Source organism: Sulfitobacter aquimarinus, from assembly GCF_040149565.1.
GTDB lineage: Bacteria > Pseudomonadota > Alphaproteobacteria > Rhodobacterales > Rhodobacteraceae > Sulfitobacter > Sulfitobacter aquimarinus.
In genome coordinates this window covers 274058-293509 of the sequence record NZ_JBEFLO010000002.1, presented here as the reverse complement: position 1 = coordinate 293509, position 19452 = coordinate 274058, and the positions used below count along the sequence as shown (strand labels likewise).

19 protein-coding genes and 1 other RNA gene are annotated in these 19452 nt (G+C 61.6%); 10 read left to right on the top strand and 10 right to left on the bottom strand.

The annotated features are described in order from the left end of the window. Positions 1–70: 70 nt before the first annotated feature. From rpmG to gatC, 6 genes are all read right to left on the bottom strand, one after another. Positions 71–238 (bottom strand): 50S ribosomal protein L33, encoded by a 168-nt coding sequence (gene rpmG / locus ABMC88_RS05480; RefSeq protein ID WP_007119221.1) that lies wholly within the window; start codon positions 236–238, stop codon positions 71–73. Between the two features lie 180 nt (positions 239–418). Further along, positions 419–837: RNase P RNA component class A (rnpB, locus tag ABMC88_RS05475), an RNA gene on the bottom strand. A 51-nt stretch (positions 838–888) separates the two neighbouring features. Continuing rightward, positions 889–1524, bottom strand: a complete 636-nt coding sequence (locus tag ABMC88_RS05470; RefSeq protein ID WP_349575834.1) for an N-acetylmuramoyl-L-alanine amidase — start codon at positions 1522–1524, stop codon at positions 889–891. Positions 1525–1537: 13 nt separating this feature from the next. After that, a complete protein-coding gene (locus ABMC88_RS05465; protein ID WP_349575833.1) occupies positions 1538–2281 on the bottom strand; it encodes a hypothetical protein in 744 nt (247 codons plus the stop codon). Between the two features lie 37 nt (positions 2282–2318). Beyond that, entirely contained in the window at positions 2319–3809 is a 1491-nt protein-coding gene (gatA, locus tag ABMC88_RS05460) for an Asp-tRNA(Asn)/Glu-tRNA(Gln) amidotransferase subunit GatA (protein ID WP_349575832.1), read from the bottom strand. Then, positions 3809–4096 (bottom strand): Asp-tRNA(Asn)/Glu-tRNA(Gln) amidotransferase subunit GatC, encoded by a 288-nt coding sequence (gatC, locus tag ABMC88_RS05455; RefSeq protein WP_349575831.1) that lies wholly within the window; start codon positions 4094–4096, stop codon positions 3809–3811. Before gatC ends, gatA begins: the two co-directional genes overlap by 1 nt. Before the next feature lie 137 nt (positions 4097–4233). Here gatC and ABMC88_RS05450 point away from each other — a divergent pair, with 137 nt between their 5' ends. Further along, on the top strand, positions 4234–4932 hold the full coding sequence (locus ABMC88_RS05450; protein WP_349575830.1) for a metal-dependent hydrolase: 699 nt from the start codon (positions 4234–4236) through the stop codon (positions 4930–4932). Here the strand turns inward: ABMC88_RS05450 and ABMC88_RS05445 are convergent. Then, the gene (locus ABMC88_RS05445) at positions 4929–5381 is read right to left on the bottom strand and encodes a nucleoside deaminase (protein ID WP_349575829.1); all 453 of its coding nucleotides are present in this window, start codon (positions 5379–5381) and stop codon (positions 4929–4931) included. The two genes, ABMC88_RS05450 and ABMC88_RS05445, sit on opposite strands and share 4 nt — an antisense overlap. 63 nt (positions 5382–5444) lie before the next feature. Between ABMC88_RS05445 and ABMC88_RS05440 the strand changes: the two genes are divergently transcribed. From ABMC88_RS05440 to dtd, 9 genes are all read left to right on the top strand, one after another. After that, entirely contained in the window at positions 5445–6485 is a 1041-nt protein-coding gene (locus tag ABMC88_RS05440; protein ID WP_349575828.1) for a pseudouridine synthase, read from the top strand. Between the two features lie 388 nt (positions 6486–6873). Beyond that, on the top strand, positions 6874–7692 hold the full coding sequence (locus tag ABMC88_RS05435) for a TerC family protein (protein WP_349575827.1): 819 nt from the start codon (positions 6874–6876) through the stop codon (positions 7690–7692). A gap of 161 nt (positions 7693–7853) precedes the next feature. Beyond that, a complete protein-coding gene (locus ABMC88_RS05430) occupies positions 7854–8753 on the top strand; it encodes a 5-bromo-4-chloroindolyl phosphate hydrolysis family protein (protein ID WP_349575826.1) in 900 nt (299 codons plus the stop codon). Positions 8754–8780: 27 nt separating this feature from the next. Continuing rightward, positions 8781–9965 (top strand): toxic anion resistance protein, encoded by a 1185-nt coding sequence (locus tag ABMC88_RS05425; RefSeq protein ID WP_349575825.1) that lies wholly within the window; start codon positions 8781–8783, stop codon positions 9963–9965. Then, a complete protein-coding gene (locus ABMC88_RS05420) occupies positions 9965–10939 on the top strand; it encodes a DUF2927 domain-containing protein (RefSeq protein WP_349576133.1) in 975 nt (324 codons plus the stop codon). Before ABMC88_RS05425 ends, ABMC88_RS05420 begins: the two co-directional genes overlap by 1 nt. 198 nt (positions 10940–11137) lie before the next feature. Then, complete coding sequence (locus ABMC88_RS05415; protein ID WP_349575824.1) at positions 11138–12244, top strand: SPFH domain-containing protein; 1107 nt, start codon at positions 11138–11140, stop codon at positions 12242–12244. Positions 12245–12385: 141 nt separating this feature from the next. Next, positions 12386–13495, top strand: coding sequence for a TFIIB-type zinc ribbon-containing protein (locus tag ABMC88_RS05410; protein WP_349575823.1), 1110 nt, complete (start codon positions 12386–12388; stop codon positions 13493–13495). A gap of 3 nt (positions 13496–13498) precedes the next feature. Continuing rightward, complete coding sequence (locus ABMC88_RS05405; protein WP_349575822.1) at positions 13499–14176, top strand: nitroreductase; 678 nt, start codon at positions 13499–13501, stop codon at positions 14174–14176. Then, positions 14173–14616, top strand: coding sequence for a D-aminoacyl-tRNA deacylase (gene dtd, locus ABMC88_RS05400; RefSeq protein WP_349575821.1), 444 nt, complete (start codon positions 14173–14175; stop codon positions 14614–14616). Before ABMC88_RS05405 ends, dtd begins: the two co-directional genes overlap by 4 nt. Before the next feature lie 100 nt (positions 14617–14716). Here dtd and ABMC88_RS05395 read toward each other — a convergent pair whose 3' ends face one another. From ABMC88_RS05395 to ABMC88_RS05385, 3 genes are read right to left on the bottom strand one after another with little or no spacing between them, the layout of a single operon-like run. After that, positions 14717–15892 carry an HlyD family type I secretion periplasmic adaptor subunit gene (locus ABMC88_RS05395; protein ID WP_439655581.1) on the bottom strand — a complete coding sequence of 392 codons (1176 nt, stop codon included), beginning with the start codon at positions 15890–15892 and terminating at the stop codon, positions 14717–14719. 2 nt (positions 15893–15894) lie between these two features. Next, positions 15895–18114 (bottom strand): ATP-binding cassette domain-containing protein, encoded by a 2220-nt coding sequence (locus ABMC88_RS05390; protein ID WP_439655574.1) that lies wholly within the window; start codon positions 18112–18114, stop codon positions 15895–15897. After that, entirely contained in the window at positions 18111–19370 is a 1260-nt protein-coding gene (locus ABMC88_RS05385; protein ID WP_349575819.1) for a TolC family protein, read from the bottom strand. The genes ABMC88_RS05390 and ABMC88_RS05385 overlap by 4 nt, the downstream gene beginning before the upstream one ends. Between the last annotated feature and the right edge of the window lie 82 nt (positions 19371–19452).

Genomic DNA, 19452 nt, shown 5'->3' with positions numbered 1-19452 from the left:
AATGGGGCACAAAAACGCAAAAAGCCGCGCTGGTCAGCGCGGCTTTCAATGCATCAAAAGAGAGGCGATCTTACTTGATCTTGCCTTCTTTGTATTCAACGTGCTTGCGCGCAACGGGGTCGTATTTTTTGATGACCATTTTTTCGGTCATGGTGCGTGCGTTCTTTTTTGTAACGTAGAAGTGGCCTGTGCCCGCGGACGAGTTCAGACGGATCTTGATCGTGGTTGGCTTAGCCATTTTGTCTTCTCCTGTGCAGCGACGTGCCTACCTTGGCGCGCGCGTAATCTCTGAACCTCGGCTTCTACCTTTGCTGCGGTCCGAGTCAACCCCCTACCCGCGCTACATCGGCTAGAGTAGCCGGAAAATTCGAATTTTCCGGTCCGGAATTTTAAAAATTCCGGCGCTCGAGGCCAATGGATGCGCGGAAGGCCTATAAGCCGGATTCTGTCCCGGAGGTTGCCCTCCATCGATGACCATTCCTCTGACCTTGCCGTTACCGACAAAGCTACAGCCGCCAACCCGGACCTGCTGGAGCGAAAGAAGCTCCGCCTGCTTGCCCGAAGACAAACAAGCACGCGGTCCCTATTTGGCGTTGCTCCCGGTGGGGCTTGCCATGCCGCCGCTGTTGCCAGCCGCGCGGTGGGCTCTTACCCCACCGTTTCACCCTTACCTACCGACACTCCAAAGCGAACCATGGAACCGCAGGCGGTTTATTTTCTGTGGCGCTTTCCGTCGGGTTGCCCCGCCCGGGCGTTACCCGGCACCGTTCCTTTCCGGAGTCCGGACTTTCCTCCCGAATACCTTGCGGCATTCAAAGCGGTCATCCAGCCTTCCGCGCAGCCCTGCCCTACGCGAGGCGACGGGGCGCGGTCAATGCAATTGCGGGGTCAGAGCGTGAAATCATCGCGCTGCAACGGCCCCGTGCGCCAGGGCGCATGGCGCAGCCGTGTCGCAGCCAACAAGGTGGCCACATCAACATCCGCCGTGAACCCCGCGCTGCGCGCCGCGGCGATAAAAGCCGCCTCATCCCCTGCCCCGACCTCGCGCGGCACAGCAGAGGCGGCAAGGCCCTGCCGCTCCAACCTGCGCCAGTCAAAACGGGGGCCGGGGTCGATCTTGCGGGCGGGGGCGATGTCGGAATGGCCAATCACGCCGCTCGGCGCAATATCCCACCGTGCCATGATCCCGCGCAACAACTGCTCAAGCGCGGCCATCTGCGGCTCTGAAAACGGGTGCGTGCCGCGATTGTCCAGCTCGATCCCGATCGAGCGGGAGTTGATGTCGTCCTGCCCGCACCATTCGCCAGCACCCGCATGCCATGCGCGGGCGGTTTCCTCGACCATTTGGGTCACGTCGCCGCCTGCACCGATCAGGTAATGTGCCGAAACTTCCGCCGTGGGATCGCACAACCGCTCAAGCGCGGCCTGCGCGCTGCCCATCGCGGTATAGTGTATCAGAACAAGCGTGGGCAGCAGCCCGTCGCGGCGCGGGCCGCAATTGGGCGATGGGTGCATCACAGCCATTGCACGAGGCGCGTTAACCGCCCGTGTTGCGGAACGCAGACGGGTCCCAGCCGCATGCATAGCCATCCCCGTCGGGATCCATGCCTTGACGGTCCCTCTTTGGCCCGCCAGCTTCAAGGAAGGCAATCTGGGCCTGATCCTCGCCACTGAATTGTGCGCAGGCGCGCTGGAACTTTTTCTCGGCGTTAAAGCTGCGGCGTTTGTAGATGCGCGTGCCCACGGGGTTTGATGTCGACAACGCATAGGCCACGATATTCGGGCCTGTCGCTGTCCGCTCGGGCAATGCTTGGGGCTGGATCACCTGATACTGTGCGCGGTTGGCGGCAAGTCGGGCGGCGTCGCCCTCGATGCTGCGCTGGCCTGACACGGCGTCGAAATTATTCTCGCGACTGATGCCTGTGGCGCTGTCCACCACGGCGGGCGCCGGGTTGGACGGGCTGGCCTGTACGGGGGCCACGCCAGAGTTGTTGGCCGCGGCCGCAAGGCTCTCTGCATCGTTTGCCTGACTGGTCTGCGCCAGAATGGCGGCGGTCTGGGCGGCCGTATCAGCGGCAGAGCCCGCAGGCGGCAAGGACTGCGCAGTCACACCCGGTGCAGCAGGCACCGGATTGGCAAGCGCCGCGTCACGGTTGGCTTTTTGCTGGTCAAATGTCTGGTCGAAACCGACGCCAAAACGACTATCCTCGGGGGCGGCGGGCTGGCACGCCGCAAGGACGACCAAGGCACAAGCCCCCAAGCCAAAACGAACACTCATCATCTCAATAGCCTGCTTTTAATTACGCGTTGCGCCGCGTTTACCACCATTTGTCGGCTTTGGCTACAAAACCGGCGGCCTGTTCAAGCGCGTAGGCGGAAGACAGCAGATCGCCCTCTTCCCACGGACGCCCGATCAGTTGCAGACCCAGCGGCAGACCGTTTGCGTCTTGTCCCGTTGGCACCGCGATGCCGGGCAGACCTGCAAGGTTCACCGTCACGGTAAAGACGTCATTGAGATACATCTGGATCGGGTCCGCATCAATCATTTCCCCCAAACCAAACGCAGCCGAAGGCGTTGCAGGTGTCAGGATGCAATCAATGCCTGCGGCGAACACATCGTCAAAGTCTTTCTTGATCAATGTGCGCACACGGCGGGCGCGGTTGTAGTAGGCGTCATAGAAGCCCGCTGACAACACATAGGTGCCGACCATCACGCGGCGCTGCACCTCGGGGCCGAACCCTTCGGCGCGGGTTTTCTCGTACATCTCTGTGATGCCGTCGCCTGCGTCCAGCGTGGCGCGGTGGCCATAGCGCACCCCGTCATAGCGCGCGAGGTTCGAAGACGCCTCGGCCGGGGCGATCACGTAATAGGCAGGCAACGCGTATTTCGTGTGCGGCAGGGAAATATCGACAATCTCGGCCCCTGCGTCTTTGAGCATGGCCGTGCCGTCTGCCCAGAGCTTTTCGATCTCGGCGGGCATACCGTCCATGCGGTACTCTTTGGGAATACCGATTTTCTTGCCGCGCATGTCGCCTGTCAGGGCCGCTTCGAAATTCGGGACGGCGATGTTGGCGGAGGTGCTGTCTTTTGGGTCATAGCTGCACATGGCCTCCAGCATGATCGCCGCGTCGCGCACGGATTTGGTCATCGGGCCAGCTTGGTCGAGTGACGAGGCAAAGGCCACAACACCCCAGCGAGAGCAGCGGCCATAGGTCGGCTTGATGCCCACGGTGCCGGTAAAGGCCGCAGGCTGGCGGATCGAGCCGCCTGTATCGGTGCCGGTGGCGGCAAGGCACAGATCGGCCGCGACCGCCGCAGCGGACCCGCCCGAGGAGCCACCCGGTGTCAGCGGCGTCTCGTCCGCGCCACGGCGCCACGGGTTGACCGCATTGCCGTAGGCAGATGTTTCGTTCGAGGAGCCCATGGCGAATTCGTCCATGTTGAGCTTGCCCAACATCACAGCGCCCGCATCCGCGAGGTTCTGGCTGACGGTCGATTCGTATTCGGGCTTGAACCCTTCGAGTATGCGCGAGGCGGCCTGCGATGGCACACCTTTGGTGCAGAAGAGGTCCTTGATGCCAATCGGCAGGCCACACATGGCGGGAGCCTCTTCGCTGGCTTTCAGCCGCTCATCGGCGGCGGCGGCGCGCTCCAGCGCGATCTCGGGCGTGTGGTGGACAAAGGCATTCAACGCGCCTGCGCCTTCAATGGCGGTAAGACACGCTTGGGTCAGCTCCCTGGACGATGTCTCACCCTTGCGCAGGGCATCGCGGGCTTGGGCGAGGCCCATTTTGTTCAGATCGGTCATTATTCAACCACCTTCGGTACGGCAAAGAAACCTTCACGGGAATCGGGCGCGTTTTTCAGCACCGCCTCTTGCTGGTCGCCATCGGCGACCACATCGGCGCGGCGGGCAAGGTTTTGCGGGGTGACGGACGTCATCGGCTCGACGCCTTCGATGTCCACTTCGGACAGCTGTTCGATGAAGCCAAGGATCGTGTTGAACTCTTGCGCGAGCGCGGGCAGCGCGTCAGGTTCTACTTTGATACGGGCCAGTTTTGCGACCCGTGCGGCGGTGCTCTCGTCTATCGACATGGGGTTTCCTCATCTGCTTGTCTGTCCTCTACCGCTCTGCCGCGCGTGCTGCAAGTCACGCGCGCCGGGGCGGGGTCTTTTCTATGGCGTGCGGCGCGGCTAGGCTGGCGGGAGTTGCACAAAAAGGGAGCATGGGCATGAACATCATCTGGCTGGGGCACGGATCGTTCCGAATCGAAATCGAGGATCAGGTGGTGTTGGTAGACCCGTGGCTGAACGGAAACCCGATGTTGCCAGAGGACCAGTATGCCGCGGCCACCGCAGGTGCGACGCATATCCTTGTCACCCACGCGCATTTTGATCACATCGCGGATGTGGTGCAAATTTCCAAGGACACGGGCGCACCTTTGTCGGGCATGTACGAGCTGGCGCAATATCTGCACGCGCAGGGCGCGGTCGAGGGGCAGGCCTTTAACATGGGTGGCACCATTGCGATTGGCGATAGCGTCACGGCCAGCATGGTGCCTGCGTCGCATTCCTCGACTGCGGATGTGGGCGGGACGCGGCGCTATATGGGGACCGAATCCGGCTTTGTCCTGCGCGGCGAAGGGCACACGATCTATATCTCGGGCGACACAGGGCTGATGGCCGATATGGCGTGGATCGGGGATTATTATAAACCCGACATCGGCATCCTGTCGGCAGGCGGGCATTTCACGATGGACATGGACATGGCGGCCTATGCGGCGCGGACCTATTTCGATTTCAAAACGGTTATCCCCTGCCACTACCGCACAATGCCGATGCTTGAGCAATCGGCACAGGCTTTGGAAAACGGCGTGTTGCCAGGCACTTCCGTGATCGAGCCCCGGGTCATGCAGGCCATAACGCTTTAGCCGCGTCTGGCGGCGAAGAAGTCGCGCAACATACGCGCACAGGCTCCTTCGGATATCCCTTCAAACACCTGCGGCGCGTGGTGGCATTGCGGGTGCGCAAAGACGCGTGCGCCGCTCTCGACCCCGCCTGATTTGGGATCGGACGCGCCGTAGTACAACCGCTCGATCCGGGCGGCGGCAATGGCACCTGCGCACATGGGGCACGGCTCTAGCGTGACATAGAGTGCGCATCCTGAGAGGCGCTCCGCGCCCAGATGCGTGCAAGCGGCGCGGATGGCCAGCACCTCGGCGTGAGCGGTGGGATCGTTGTCCTCGCGGGTGCGATTGCCTGCGCGGGCGATCACCTCGCCCTCTGGCGATAGAACAACCGCACCCACGGGCACTTCGCCCCGCGCCGCTGCGGCACGGGCCTCTTGCAGCGCCAATTCCATGAAGGATGTAAAAGCCATGTTCCTTGATGGGGGCAAAACGGTCCCTTTCGCAAGGGGGGCGGTTGCGCTATGGCAGGGCGTATGACCGATACCCCCTCCTCTGCGCCCCAAGGCGACCGCATCGCAAAGACCCTCTCTCGTGCTGGCATCGCCAGCAGACGCGAAGCAGAGCGGATGATTGAGGCGGGCCGTGTGAGCGTGAACGGCGCGGTGATCACCTCGCCCGCGTTGAACGTGACACCCGCCGACCGCATCGTGGTCGATGGCAAGCCTGTGGGCCAGCCAGAGCCTGCGCGCCTGTGGCTCTATCACAAGCCTACGGGGCTGGTGACGACGGATGCGGATGAAAAAGGCCGCACGACGATCTACGACACATTGCCCAAGGATCTGCCACGGGTGATGAGCGTGGGTCGGCTTGACCTGAACTCCGAAGGGTTGCTGTTGCTGACGAATGATGGCGGGATCAAACGGTTGTTGGAGCTGCCCTCGACCGGTTGGCTGCGCCGCTACCGCGTGCGGGTGAACGGGCGGCCCACGGATGAAGTGCTGGAACCGCTGCGCAAAGGGATCATCGCCGAGGGCGAGCCATTCCAGCCGATGGAAGTGGTGCTGGACCGCCAACAAGGCGCGAATGCATGGCTGACCGTGGGCCTGCGCGAAGGCAAGAACCGCGAAATCCGCCGCGCCATGGACGAGATCGGGCTGAGCGTGAACCGTCTGCTGCGGGTCAGCTATGGCCCGTTTCAGCTGGGCGATCTGAAACAGGGTGACGTAGAAGAAGTGCGCCGCAAGGTGCTGCGCGACCAGTTGGGACCAGAAGCAGAAGCCTTGCTGGGTGCCGCTCCCGAGGCCCCGACCCAAGTCAAACGGGCCTTCAAACGGCGCGTCCCGCATAAGGGTGAGTTTGGCGGCCCCGGCCAGCCCGGTTACGCCAAAGCGCCGGAAGAGCAAACCGACGACCGCCCCAAGCGCGGCAAACCAGCAAAGAAATATCGCCCCACAAAAGCCGTCCGTGACGCAGAACGCAGCGCAGCGGGCGCACCGCCGAAGCCGCGCAAATTCTCTAGCAGCGCGTCAAAGCGCGATGCGGCGGATCCAACCAAGGGCCCACGGCGGCGGTAGCGTTACAAAAGTCTGTCGCCAGACTTTTGCCCAAAATTTCCTCGAAATTTTGCCGTGCCGCCGTCGGATCAGGCGCGGATTACGACAGTTGCGGTCAAGGCTGCAGCGATTGCACCGCACACAATGCGCAATTTGCGGCGGCGCGTATGTGCCGCACTTGGCGTCAAACAGGGCTTTCGTGTATCGATAAACTTACGTTGCTGCATCAAATTTACTCGTTACTGGTTTGACCCCACGCCTGCACCCGGGGCATCTATCAGAACTTAAACACTTTTACGCAAAACCCGTTCAGGGACAAAATCTCCCCTCTTTCCCCCTGTGCTTTCAATTCACATTTCCGCTGCGCTAAGCTATGCGTAGCCCCCAAGAAAGACCCCAAGGAGCGACCATGGCTGACCTGCTAACCATCGAAAATCTCGGAAACCTGATCATGCTGTGCTTTTTGCAAGCCGTGTTGGGGTTCGACAACCTTCTGTATATCTCTATCGAAAGCCAGCGTGCGCCCGTCGCACAGCAGGCCGCCGTGCGCAAATGGGGCATCTTGCTGGCCGTGGCGCTGCGGGTGATCTTGCTGTTTGTTATGATCAAAGCGATTGATGCCATGGCAGAGCCGTTCTTTATCCTGAATTGGGAGGGTGTGCTGACCGGTGGCGTCAACTTTGCCACGCTGGTGTTTATCATCGGTGGTATCTTCATCATGTACACGGCGGTGAAGGAAATCGGCCACATGCTCTCGATCGAGCATTTGGATACCGACATCGAGGGCAAAAGCGGCAAATCAGCGGCCAAAGTTGTGGCGCTGATTGTTCTGATGAACCTCATCTTCTCCTTTGATTCGGTGCTGTCCGCGCTGGCTATCACGGATGTCTTCCCGATCCTCGCCTTTGCGATCATCCTGTCGGGCATTGCCATGTTGCTGCTGGCCGAGCGCGTGACGCAGTTCCTTGAAGCGAACCGCATGTACGAGGTCCTTGGCCTCTTCATCCTGCTGATCGTCGGCATCGTCCTGCTGGGCGAAGCGGGTCAGGCCGCCGCCCACGCCATGCACGACCCCGAGCTTGCCTTGCGCTTCTTCGGCTACGAGGTGATCCCGATGTCCAAGACCACCTTCTACTTCAGTGTGCTGGTTCTGGTTGCGGTTGAGGTGATCCAGTCGGGCTATACCCGCAAGCTGAACGCCGAACGCCGCACAGGACAGCGCCACTAGAAACAATGCGCCCGTGCGCATATGTTACTGCAACGCCGTGTGGTTTGCGCGGCACCTTCGGGGGAAATGATGGGACCGGCACCGTTTAGAAAAACAGCCTATATCGCGCTGATCGTCGTCCTGTTCGGCGTCAGCTCCGGCTGGCTCGGAGGGCTTTGAGCATGGCAAAGCGTTTTGGAGGCCAATACAGCCCCGATGGTACCTCCCCCCCCGCGCTGGAGGGCGGCAAGAAGCGCCGCCGCCTTGAGGTAGACCCAGCAGGCGGACGGGCGAATGTCATGTTTGTGCCTGCGATTGTTCTGGTCGCCACCACCTTCAGCGATGGTGCGGTGTCCTTCCTTGCGGGTTTGACCGGCGCGCTTTCTCTGACGTTGGCCGCATGGCTGCTGCGCGGCGGTTTGCGTGCCGAGGCCGCGTTCAACTCGCGCAAGGTTGCGCGGCGTCCTGCCCTGCCGCGCAAGATACTTGCGGCGGGCCTTGCAGGGATCGGTGCGGCCCTTGCGGTTTTTGCCCATACCGACACTTCGCTTGGCTTGAACCTGCTCTCGCCCGTTCTTTACGGCATCATTACCACGGGCCTTTTCATCGCGGCCTTCGGCTTTGATCCCATGAAAAGCAAAGGCATGGACGGCATCGACACCTTCCAACAAGACCGCGTGGCCCGTGTGGTCGACGAGGCAGAGCGTCACCTGACCACCATGCGCGAGACGATCCTGCGGGCAGGCGACCGCCAATCAGCTGCGCGGCTGGAAGACTTCGTCGACACCGCCCGCGAACTGATCCGCACAGTCGAAGAAGACCCCCGCGACCTGACCGCTGCGCGTAAATATCTGGGCGTCTACCTACAGGGCGCCCGCAATGCGACCGCGAAATTCGCCGACATCTATGCCCGTACCCAAGACCCCCAAGCGCGGGCCGACTATCTGGCCCTGCTGGATGATCTTGAGCAGAACTTTGCCGCCCGTAACCAAAAATCGCTGCTGGATGACCGCGGCGATCTGAATGTTGAAATCGACGTGCTGCGCGAGCGGCTGTCGCGTGAAGGGGTGCGTCTTAAATGATCCGCACCTCGTTTAAAGGAGACACATATGTCTGATACCGTTCGTGAAAAAGCCGCCCAATCCCTGGCAATGGTCGAAGAAGTGACCGCCGTGGTCCTGCCCGAGCCGATGGACGCAAACGCCGTCATCACGCTGGAGCAAGCGGACGCGCCACTATCCGCCGAGATCCGCTCGCGCATGGACGAGCTGGACATGGACGATACCCAGTCGATCATCAGCTTCGGCTCTGCCGCGCAGGCCGAATTGCAGGAAATATCCCAAGCCATGTTGCAAGACGTGCGCAACAAAGATGTAGGCCCCGCGGGCGACAGCCTGCGCGGGATTGTCACCACCATCCGCGGGTTCTCTGTCTCTGAACTGGACGTGCGCCGCGAGCGTAGCTGGTGGGAAAAACTGATTGGCCGTGCCGCCCCTTTCGCGAAATTCACAGCCAAGTTCGAAAAGGTCCAAGGCCAGATCGACAAGATCACCGACAACCTGCTGAGCCACGAGCATACGCTTCTTAAAGACATCAAATCGCTTGATATGCTCTACGAGAAGACGCTGCAATTCTACGACGAGCTGGCGCTGTACATTGCCGCAGGCGAGGCCAAGATTGCCGAGCTGGACGCCACAGTGATCCCCGCCAAAGAAGCGGAAGTGAACGCAGCCCCCGAGGCCGATCAGGTGATGAAAGCGCAAGAACTGCGTGATTTGCGGGCCGCCCGTGATGATCTGGAGCGCCGCGTGCATGACCTGAAACTCACCCGTCAGGTGACGATGCAGTCGCTCCCCTCGATCCGTTTGGTGCAGGAAAACGACAAGTCACTGGTCACGAAAATCAACTCGACCCTCGTGAATACCGTGCCTCTGTGGGAGACGCAGCTGGCCCAAGCGGTCACAATCCAGCGTTCTATGGAAGCGGCGGTTGCTGTGCGCGAAGCCAATGACCTGACCAACGAGCTGCTCACCTCCAACGCCAAGAACCTGCGCGAAAGCAACAAGGTCATCCGCACCGAGATGGAGCGCGGCGTGTTCGATATCGAAGCGGTCAAAGCGGCCAATGCCGACCTGATTGGCACCATCGAGGAAAGCCTGCAAATCGCGGACGAAGGCAAGGCCAAGCGCGCCGCCGCCGAAACCGATCTCAAGGAAATGGAGGCCAAGCTGCGCGACACGCTGGCCGCCGCCAAAGCCAGCAAGACGGGCTTGGGCGATACGGTCAACACCTGATCGTGGGGCGCGTACGGGGCATAAAAGCGGCGGCGCTGGCACTGTTTGTGCTGGGCGTCGCCGCGTGTTCCGAGACAGTAGTGGCACCCGTTGAACCGGTGCTAAAGCCCAACGCACGCCCTGCCCCGACGCCCAAACCCGCCCCTGCGCCGCAGGTGGCCAAGCCAACCTCGCAAGAGAGTGCGACGCTGCGCAGCTACCTCAATCAAGTGCAGAACGCGCAATTGGGCCAGGGGCTGTTGCGGCGCGATGGCGCTGGGGCGGACACGCCCTTTACCAGTGCCATGCTGGCGCGCAATTTTGAAAAGATCGCCTTTTTCAACGAATACGACAGCAGCTTTTCGGGGCGTGGTGGTGCAAGCCCGCTGCGCCGCTGGTCAGCGCCCGTGCGGATGGACGTGATTTTTGGCGCAGGCGTGCCGCCCTCGCAACGCAAAAGCGACACGGCCAATGTGCGCAGCTATGCCGCGCGGCTGGCCCAAATCACAGGCCACCCCATCGCCATGGAAAAGCAGGCCAATTTCATGGTGATCATCGCAGGCGAGGATGACCGCGCCGAGGCGCTGGCCGCCGCCGCCGCCCGCCTCCCCGGCATCAGCATCGGCAGCCTTGGGCCGCTCATCAATCTGCGCCGCGATGCCTATTGCGTGGTCGCGGCCTACGCTTCCGGAACGGGCAGCAACACCTATACCACCGCCGTTGCCGTGATCCGCGCCGAGAACCCCAGCCTGCTGCGTCTGTCGTGCATTCACGAAGAGCTGGCCCAAGGGCTGGGCCTTGCCAATGACAGCCCCGATGCGCGCCCTTCGATCTTTAACGACGACGATGAATTTGCCCTGCTCACCCGCCATGACGAGCTGTTGCTCAAGATGCTATATGACCCGCGCTTGCGGACAGGTATGAAAGCCGATGACGCGCGTCCAACAGTGCAACGCATCGCCGCAGAGCTGGCCGACGGTGGCGGGCCTGTTTGATCTATGACTCCGAGGGGCAAGGCGACTCCCTCCTCGATCCGCCCCGCTTCTTGTGATGCGCGTCCCGGCGCAACCCAAACTTGATATGTGCGTCCCAGCGCAACCCAACCTTGATATGCGCGTCCCAGCGCAACCCAACCTTGATATGCGCGTCCCAGCGCAATACTCTCCCCCCAATTCAACGCAAGGACCTCACCCATGGGCATTTTCGATTTCCTCTCCGGCCAGTTCATCGACGTCATCCATTGGACCGACGACACCCGCGACACGATGGTCTGGCGGTTCGAGCGTGAGGGCCACGAGATCAAATACGGCGCCAAGCTGACCGTGCGCGAAGGCCAAGCTGCCGTGTTCGTACACGAAGGGCGGCTGGCCGATGTCTTTACCCCCGGCCTCTATATGCTTGAGACGAACAACATGCCGATCCTGACGACCCTGCAACACTGGGACCACGGCTTTAAGTCTCCGTTCAAATCCGAGGTGTATTTCGTCAACACTACGCGGTTCAACAACCTCAAATGGGGCACCAAGAACCCTGTGATCGTGCGCGACCCCGAGTTTGGCCCCGTGCGCCTACGCGCCTTTGGCACCTATTCGGTCCGCGTGACCGACCCTGCTGTATTCCTGCGCGAAATCGTGGGCACCGACGGCGAATTCACCATGGACGAGATCAGCTACCAGATCCGCAACATCATCGTTCAGGAATTCTCGCGCACCATCGCCCGCAGCCAGATCCCCGTGCTGGACATGGCTGCCAATGTCCGCGAATTGGGCAAGCTGATCGGGGGAGAGATTGCGGGCCAGCTGGCCGAATATGGCCTCGCCCTGCCCGAACTCTACATCGAAAATATCTCGCTTCCTCCTGCGGTGGAGGAGGTCATGGACAAACGCTCGTCCATGGGTGTGATCGGGAACCTCAACGAATACATGCAGTTTCAGGCGGCCGAGGCTTTGGGCCAAGAGGGTGCAGGCTCTGCTGCGATACAGGCGGGCATGGGCGCGGGCCTTGGCATGCAGATCGGCGCGCAAGCGGCCACTGGTGGTCCGTGGGGCGCGGCCCTTGCGCCCGCAGCAGCCGCTGCGCCACCCCCGCCTCCGGTTGAACACGTCTGGCACATCGCCAGCGGCGGCGAGACGGCAGGCCCGTTTTCCAAAGCCAAGATGGGCCGCATGGCCGCTGAAGGCACGCTCACCCGCGACAGCTTTGTCTGGACGGCGGGGCAAGACGGCTGGATGCGGGCCGAGGACGTGCGCGAGCTTGCGCAGCTCTTCACCGTGATGCCACCCCCGCCCCCACCGGCGTAATCCACCCTGCGGGGCCAGTGATCTGCGCAGATGCCAGCGCCGTTTCGCCATCGGTCCCGCATCGAATCCGGGCAAAGCGGCGTCTTGATCCCCAAGGCGCTGTGATGCTCCCACGCCCCATCCTGCGACAAAGGTCCGCCTGTGCCAGACACCCGTCCCGACACTGTCCTCCAAGAGCATCGCTTTCCCTGCGATACCTGCGGCTCGGACCTGCGGTATGACCCTGCCAGCGGTGATCTAAAATGCGATCACTGCGGCGCTACCCAACCTATCGGCACAGTCTGGAGCAACTCGGCCACCATAGCCGAGATGGACCTGAGGCGCGGGCTGTCCCAGACCCTTGGCACCGCCGAGATGGAGGAAACCCGTGTCAGCCAGTGCCCCAATTGCGCGGCACAGGTAGAATTTGACGCCAACACCCAAGCCGCCGAATGCCCCTTTTGCGCCACGCCCGTGGTGGTGGACACAGGCGTTCACCGCCACATCAAACCCCGCGCCGTACTGCCCTTTGCCATGGACGAGGCAACAGCCCGCGACGCCATGACCGACTGGCTGGGCAGCCTTTGGTTTGCGCCGAACGGGTTGCAGGAATACGCCCGCAAGGGCCGCCAGCTAGACGGGATATACGTGCCCTACTGGACCTATGACGCGCAAAGCGACACGCGCTACACCGGCGAGCGCGGCACCGTCTATTACCAGACCCGCACCGTGATGCGTGACGGCAAACGCCAACAGGTCCGCGTGGCCAAGGTCCGCTGGCGCGGCACATCGGGGCGCGTGTCGCGGTTCTTTGACGATGTGCTGGTGCTGGGCTCACGCTCATTGCCCAAGCGATTTACAGACGCTTTGGAACCTTGGGATCTGGCCTCACTAGAGACTTATGCGCCTGAATACCTCGCGGGGTTCCGCGCCGAAGGCTATACCGTTCCTCTTGAGGAGGGCTTTGACGAGGCGCAGGAAAAGATGCACGCGATGATCCGCCGCGATGTGAAGTTCGACATCGGCGGCGACCGCCAGCGCATCCACTCGATGGATGTGGACCTGAGTGCGATGACCTTCAAACACATCCTGCTGCCGGTGTGGCTCGCCGCTTATAAATACCGCGGCAAGACGTTCCGCTTTGTCGTGAACGGCCGCACGGGCCGTGTACAGGGCGAACGGCCCTACTCCGCGATCAAGATCACCCTCGCTGTGATCGCCGGCCTGATTATTGCCGCCGGCGTTGGCTATCTCTATGCGATGAACGGATAAGACATGACAGCAATCAACACTTTGACCGATGTGATGCAGGCGCGCTATTCGTGCCGTGCGTTCCGCCCTGATCCTGTCCCTGATGGCGATCTGATGCAGATCGTTCAGACCGCCCGCCACATGCCATCGTGGTGCAACGCCCAGCCGTGGCAGGTCGAGATTACGCGCGGTGCCGCGACCGAACGGTTGCGCACTGCACTGACCGAAGCAGCCAGCACAGGCACGCCCCCTGCGCCCGATCTGGCGTGGCCTGGCAAATACACCGGAGACTATGCCGAACGCCGCCGCACCTGCGGCTTCCAACTATACGACGCCGTGGGCATCGAAAAATCCGACCGCGCAGGCCGCGCCGCGCAAATGCTGCGCAACTACAGCTTCTTTGACGCACCCCATGTCGCCATCATCCACTCCCCTGCCGAGCTGGGCCCTTACGGCGCGATGGACACCGGCGGCTTCGTCGCGGCTTTCACGTTGGCAGCCACAGCCCTTGGCATCGCCACCATCCCCCAAGCCGCCATCGCCGCCTACGCCCCCCTGCTCAAAGAGCAGCTTGGCATTGCCGACGACCGCCTGATCCTCTGCGCCATTTCGCTGGGCTATGCCGACACGGACGCGCCCGCCAACAGCTTCCGCACTGCCCGTGCGGACGCAACCAACATCCTGAACTGGCACGACACATGAGAGCGCTTCTGCAACGCGCCACAGAGGCCAGCGTCACGGTTGAGGGCGAAGTCATCGGAGAGATTGGCGCGGGCTTGCTGATCTTTGTCTGCGCCATGCCCGACGATACATATGACACGGCCAAAGCGCTGGCGCTGAAAATCTCGAAACTGCGGCTCTTCAAAGATGACGCTGGCAAGATGAACCTCAGCCTCTCCCAAACAGGCGGAGCCGCCTTGGTCGTCAGCCAGTTCACTCTGGCTGCCGACACGTCACGCGGGACACGTCCGGGGTTCTCCTACGCCGCCAAACCCGATGTGGCCGAAACCTTGTACTTGCAATTCGCCGCCTGCCTGCGTGACCTGAACATCCCCGTGCAAACAGGCCGTTTTGGCGCGGATATGTCCGTGGCCCTCACCAATGACGGACCGGTCACCATCTGGCTTGATACAAACGCCTAAAACACCCCCGATCAAGGTCCCTAAAACGTAGAATGCGGACCACAGGGGCCCGCATCCTAGCGCTCATAAAACGTGTCTTGCGCTTTAGCGCACCGTGGGGTCACGGCTCGCGGAAGGCCTCTTTGGATTTGTAGAGGGGCTTCAGCAAGTATTGCAGCACGGTTTTGGAGCCTGTGTGCAGCTCGACGCTGGCCTGCATACCGGGGCGGATTTCCAGCTCTGACTGACGCGGGGTGAGGTTTTCCGTGTCCACCGCCAGCACCACCTTGTAGTGCGGGTCGCCATCGGGATCCCGCGCCCGCTCGTCCTTGAACGTATCCGCCGAGATCAGCTGCACTTCACCCTGCAACGTGCCGTAAATCGTATAATCATAAGCCGACAGTTTGACCGTCGCCGATTGCCCGCGGCGCACGCCTGCAATGTCTTCGGGCTTCACGCGGGCCTCGACAAACAGCTCCTCGTCCAGCGGGATAATCTGCAAAATCTCCTCGCCCGGGCGCACAACGCCGCCGATGGTCGTGACGCTGAGGTTATTCACAATCCCGCGCATCGGGCTGCGCAACAGCGTGCGGTCCAGCTGGTCGGTGCTGGCCTTGAGGTTCTGGCGCAGGGTCGATAGCTCTTTCAACACGTCCGAGTATTCTTGCGCACGCTCAAGATCGGTCCGTGTTACGACCTCGTCATACTTGATCTTGGCATCGGCGAAGGCTTTTCGCGCCCGCGTGGCTTCGATCAGTGACACGATTTTGTTCTTCAACAGGCCGTTCATCACATCACGCTCGCGCTGCGCCTCGGTCAGCACACGTTTGGCACCTTCCATGGACGAGACGAAATCGGACTGGCGGGCGTTCAACAGCGCCGCTTCCGAGAGCATCATCTCGGGCGTGCGGCGGGCCCATTCTTGCGGAACGTCAAATTCAAACGCGCCTTCCATCTCGGCCTCCAGCCGCAGGCGACGGATCTCGAACGCGCTGATCTGGTCTTGCAGATCATCCACGGCGGATTGGAACTGCGTATTGTGCAACCGTGCCAGCACATCGCCCTGCTCGACGATGTCGCCTTCGCCGACACCCAGCTCGGCCAGAATGCCGCCCTCAAGGTTCTGGATGATCTGCGGGCGCGAGCTGCTGATCATCGAGCCTTCGGCGCGCACAATCTCGTCCACCCAAGCGAAAAACGCCCAGATCACAAAGACAATCACCGTTGCAGCGCAGAGCCAGACCACCATAGAGGGGCCGCGCATCTGCTTTTCGATATGGGTATCCATGCCGGTCATGCTCATGCCGCACCTCCTTTGACGGCGCTGAGATGCGCCATGACTTCGTCTTTTGGCCCGTCAATGCTCATCCTGCCATTGTGCAGAATGATCGTACGGGTCGTCAGCGCAAGGATCGGTGCGCGGTGCGTGGCGATGACAGCCGTGCGGCCCGCCATCCAGGTCTTGAGCCGCTCGACCAAGGCCGTCTCCAGCTTTTGATCAAGCGCGGCAGTCGGTTCATCCAACAGACAGATCTTGGGGTCTTGCAACCACAACCGCGCCCAGCCGATGCTTTGACGCTGCCCGATAGAAAGGCCCGCGCCTGCGTCCAGAATATCCAGATCGAGGCCCTTGGGGTGATTGCGCACAAACTCCCCCAGCCCTGCAAAATCAAGCGATTGCATCAGACGCGCATCGTCGCGCTCCAGCATCGTCAGGTTCAGGTTATCGCGCAGCGTGCCCGAGAACAGGCGCACGTCTTGGCCCAGATACCCAACTAGGCGGCGCAGATCGCGCGGCTCGATCTGGGTCATCTCGGTGCCGTCGATCAACACGCGGCCCGTGGTGGGCGCATACAGACCGCTCAGCATTTTCAGAAGCGAGGATTTGCCCGAACCATTGGCCCCGAGGATCGCCACGCGCTGGCCGGGCAGGATGTTGATACCGGGCAGGTCCAGCGTGGGCGCGCCCTCTTCGATATAGCGGAAAGTGACATCGCGCAGCTCGAAGTTGCCCGCAAGGTGATCACGGCGCATATAGGTGCGGCCCTCGGCCACGTCCTGTTCGGAACTTGCAATATGCTCCAACCCGTCCAGCGCGGATTTCACGTTGCCCCAGCGGGCCATCGTGCCCGCCAGTTGCGTCAGCGGCGCAAGTGTACGCGAGGTCAGGATACCCGTTGCAATGATCGAACCCACGGTAAAGTGGCCTGCAAAGACCAGATAGGTGCCCATGATAACGGCAGCGACATAGGTGCCCTGCTGGACCCCTTGGCTCCAGAACGTCAGGACAGAGGCCAGCTTGCGCTGCTCGGAGGATTTGACGGCGGACAGGGTCGTCAGCTCGGCCCAAAGGCGCTGCACGCGGTCTTCGCCGCGTTGGGTTTTGACGGTATCCAGCTCGAAGATCGCTTCGTGCAGCAAGCGCGATGATTTGGCATGTGCGCCTTGGGTCTCGGCCGTCAGGCGGATCATCCGCTTTTGCAGGAAGAACCCCGGCACGACCATCAAGATACCGCCCAGCACCAGCACCCAAACCACATTGCCCGCGATAGACGCGACAAGGGCGAGGAAAACAAAAATGAACGGAATGTCGGCGATTGTGCCAATGGTCGAGGCCGTAAAGAACTCGCGCACCGAAGTGAATTCCCGCATGGAGGAAAACAGATCGGACGGCGCTTGGGGGCGCTTGTCGCTGCGCATCCCAAGGATGCGGTTCATCAAAAGCTGCATCACCGAAAGCTCGATCTGGCGGCCTGCGCCATCCATCAGCTGGGCGCGGGCGATCTTGATGAAGGCTTCCATCAGCAGGGCAAGACACGCACCGGCGGCCAACACCCACAGGGTCGCCTCGGACTGGTGCGGGATCACGCGGTCATAGACCTGCAAAGAGAACAGCGCGACGGCCACGGCCAACAGGTTCGCGGTGAAAGAGCCAAGAGCGACCTCGCCAAGCTGGCGGCGGAACTGGCCGAAGTGGCCCCAGAACCAATGCTTGGGCTTTTCAGCGGTCTTGTGAACTTCGGCCACTTTTTCAATCGGCATCTCGCCGCGCAGAGTAAGGCCAGAGAAGAACGGCACAAAGTCAGCGGCAGGGACAACCGCACGGTTGTCGGGGCATGTCTTGTCATAGACCACCAGATCGCCGTGCTCGCGGCCCATCACCAGCAACAGCTGGCCCGAGGTCATATAGACCAGCGCGGGGAAGGCTTGGTCATCCAGCGTGTCGATGCTTTGCAACTGGGCGCTGAGGCCGTTGCGGCGCAGCAGGGTTGCGATGATTTGCGCTTCTTCATGCTCGGGCGTGTCGGGGGTCAGACGACGCGCCAGCGCATCGGCCAGATCGGCCTGCGAGATGTCGCTGCCCAATACGCTGGCGTATGTTGCGATTAATGCGCCCCGCGCCCGCAGGCGGTCCTCGAAGGTCGATGTATTGTCGGCCTTGGGCGCTTCTACGGCTTCGGAGGGTTTCAAACGGCCCGCATTGCCGTTCACAATCGTTAACGTAAACGGCGTGCTCATATCTGTGATCCATCTGCCAATACACCAAGCAGTTCGGCCATGGCCAATCGCAGCCGGATGGCTTCGTATTTCAGGGTAACTTCGTTTTCTTGCTGGCGGGCGAACGTCTCGTAGACGCCGACCACATCCATGACCTGACGCTGGCCCGCATCATATTGTTGCTGGAACAAATCAAGGTTCTTTTTCGCTTGCGCGGTCAGGCCGGAAGCCTCTGCCGCCTGGCGCTCTTTGGAGGCGATCTGCCCCTCAAGCTTGCGCAGCTGTCGGTTTGCGTCCTCGGATGCTTGGGCCACGCGGCGGCCTGCGGCCTCTTTGGTGGCTTCGATCGCTTTCAGACGGTCACCGGTGCCAAGGCCCAGAAGGCTGTCGGTTGTGATGCTCAGGCCCGCTGAGCCGCCCTCCCCGATTGTGCCTTTGGCGCTGAGCCCGGGCAGCTGGCCTGCGCGGTCGACTTTGGCAGCGGCGATGGCGCGGATCTTTTCGGCTTCGGATTGCGTAACGCTGAGCGGTTGTGCCTGTGTGGCGCTGACGGGAATGCGCGAAGTGCCGGAGACACCGCTGAGGTCGCCCACGGACATGGCGTTCAATTCGGCGATGGCCGTGGTAGCGGCTTCGGCTGTGGCCGATTGCGTGGCGCGGATTTCCAGCAATTTCTGGCGCAGGACGTTCAGGTCCGAGCTGTCAGAGACGCCGCCGTTCACCCGTTGCTGCATGACCCATTCGAAATGGCCCATGTCTTTGGCGCTGCGGGTGGCCAGCACGTGCTTTTGCCGCGCTTCCAATGCGTTGATATAGAGGCCAAGGCCAGTGCCGACACGGGCGTTGGTATCGGCAGCAAGAGCCACGGCTGCGACTTCCACGTCAGCCACCGCGAACTCACGCTCGCCCTTTTTGCGGCCATTGTCGAAAATAACCTGCTCAACGATGATGTTGGCCACAAGGGACCCCAGCGATGACAGGCTGATGTTCGGCCCGATGGAGGGCAGCCAGTTTTTCGAGGCGGCACGGGCGCGCAACTGGGCGGCGCGCAGCTCGCTCTCGGCAGAACGGGAGTTGGCGGCCAGCACGGCGTTCGCCACACGTGCATAAGAGCCACCCGAAGGCAGCACCGAACGGCGGGCCATAAGCCCCTGGATAATTTCGCTTTGCGCGTTGATCTTGTCGGAATGTGTGGGTTTTGGCGTGGCTGTATTGCTACCGCTTGCCTGCATCGCCACCGTTTCGGATGCCTCTGCATCGCCCCGGATGTCTGACATACATCCGCTGATCGCCAGCGTGCTTGCGCACAACGCTGCCGTGAGTTTCTTACACTGCCCCATATCCTGCCCTTAACGTGCC

Coding starts and splice junctions, on each gene's coding strand:
- ABMC88_RS05435 (WP_349575827.1), top strand. CDS start 6,874: ATGGCTGACCTGCTAACCATCGAAAATCTCGGAAACCTGATCATGCTG.
- ABMC88_RS05405 (WP_349575822.1), top strand. CDS start 13,499: ATGACAGCAATCAACACTTTGACCGATGTGATGCAGGCGCGCTATTCG.
- ABMC88_RS05390 (WP_439655574.1), bottom strand. CDS start 18,114: ATGAGCACGCCGTTTACGTTAACGATTGTGAACGGCAATGCGGGCCGT.
- ABMC88_RS05440 (WP_349575828.1), top strand. CDS start 5,445: ATGACCGATACCCCCTCCTCTGCGCCCCAAGGCGACCGCATCGCAAAG.
- ABMC88_RS05445 (WP_349575829.1), bottom strand. CDS start 5,381: ATGGCTTTTACATCCTTCATGGAATTGGCGCTGCAAGAGGCCCGTGCC.
- ABMC88_RS05430 (WP_349575826.1), top strand. CDS start 7,854: ATGGCAAAGCGTTTTGGAGGCCAATACAGCCCCGATGGTACCTCCCCC.
- gatA (WP_349575832.1), bottom strand. CDS start 3,809: ATGACCGATCTGAACAAAATGGGCCTCGCCCAAGCCCGCGATGCCCTG.
- ABMC88_RS05385 (WP_349575819.1), bottom strand. CDS start 19,370: ATGTCAGACATCCGGGGCGATGCAGAGGCATCCGAAACGGTGGCGATG.
- gatC (WP_349575831.1), bottom strand. CDS start 4,096: ATGTCGATAGACGAGAGCACCGCCGCACGGGTCGCAAAACTGGCCCGT.
- rpmG (WP_007119221.1), bottom strand. CDS start 238: ATGGCTAAGCCAACCACGATCAAGATCCGTCTGAACTCGTCCGCGGGC.
- ABMC88_RS05425 (WP_349575825.1), top strand. CDS start 8,781: ATGTCTGATACCGTTCGTGAAAAAGCCGCCCAATCCCTGGCAATGGTC.
- ABMC88_RS05395 (WP_439655581.1), bottom strand. CDS start 15,892: ATGACCGGCATGGATACCCATATCGAAAAGCAGATGCGCGGCCCCTCT.
- ABMC88_RS05470 (WP_349575834.1), bottom strand. CDS start 1,524: ATGGCTGTGATGCACCCATCGCCCAATTGCGGCCCGCGCCGCGACGGG.
- ABMC88_RS05415 (WP_349575824.1), top strand. CDS start 11,138: ATGGGCATTTTCGATTTCCTCTCCGGCCAGTTCATCGACGTCATCCAT.
- ABMC88_RS05450 (WP_349575830.1), top strand. CDS start 4,234: ATGAACATCATCTGGCTGGGGCACGGATCGTTCCGAATCGAAATCGAG.
- dtd (WP_349575821.1), top strand. CDS start 14,173: ATGAGAGCGCTTCTGCAACGCGCCACAGAGGCCAGCGTCACGGTTGAG.
- ABMC88_RS05465 (WP_349575833.1), bottom strand. CDS start 2,281: ATGATGAGTGTTCGTTTTGGCTTGGGGGCTTGTGCCTTGGTCGTCCTT.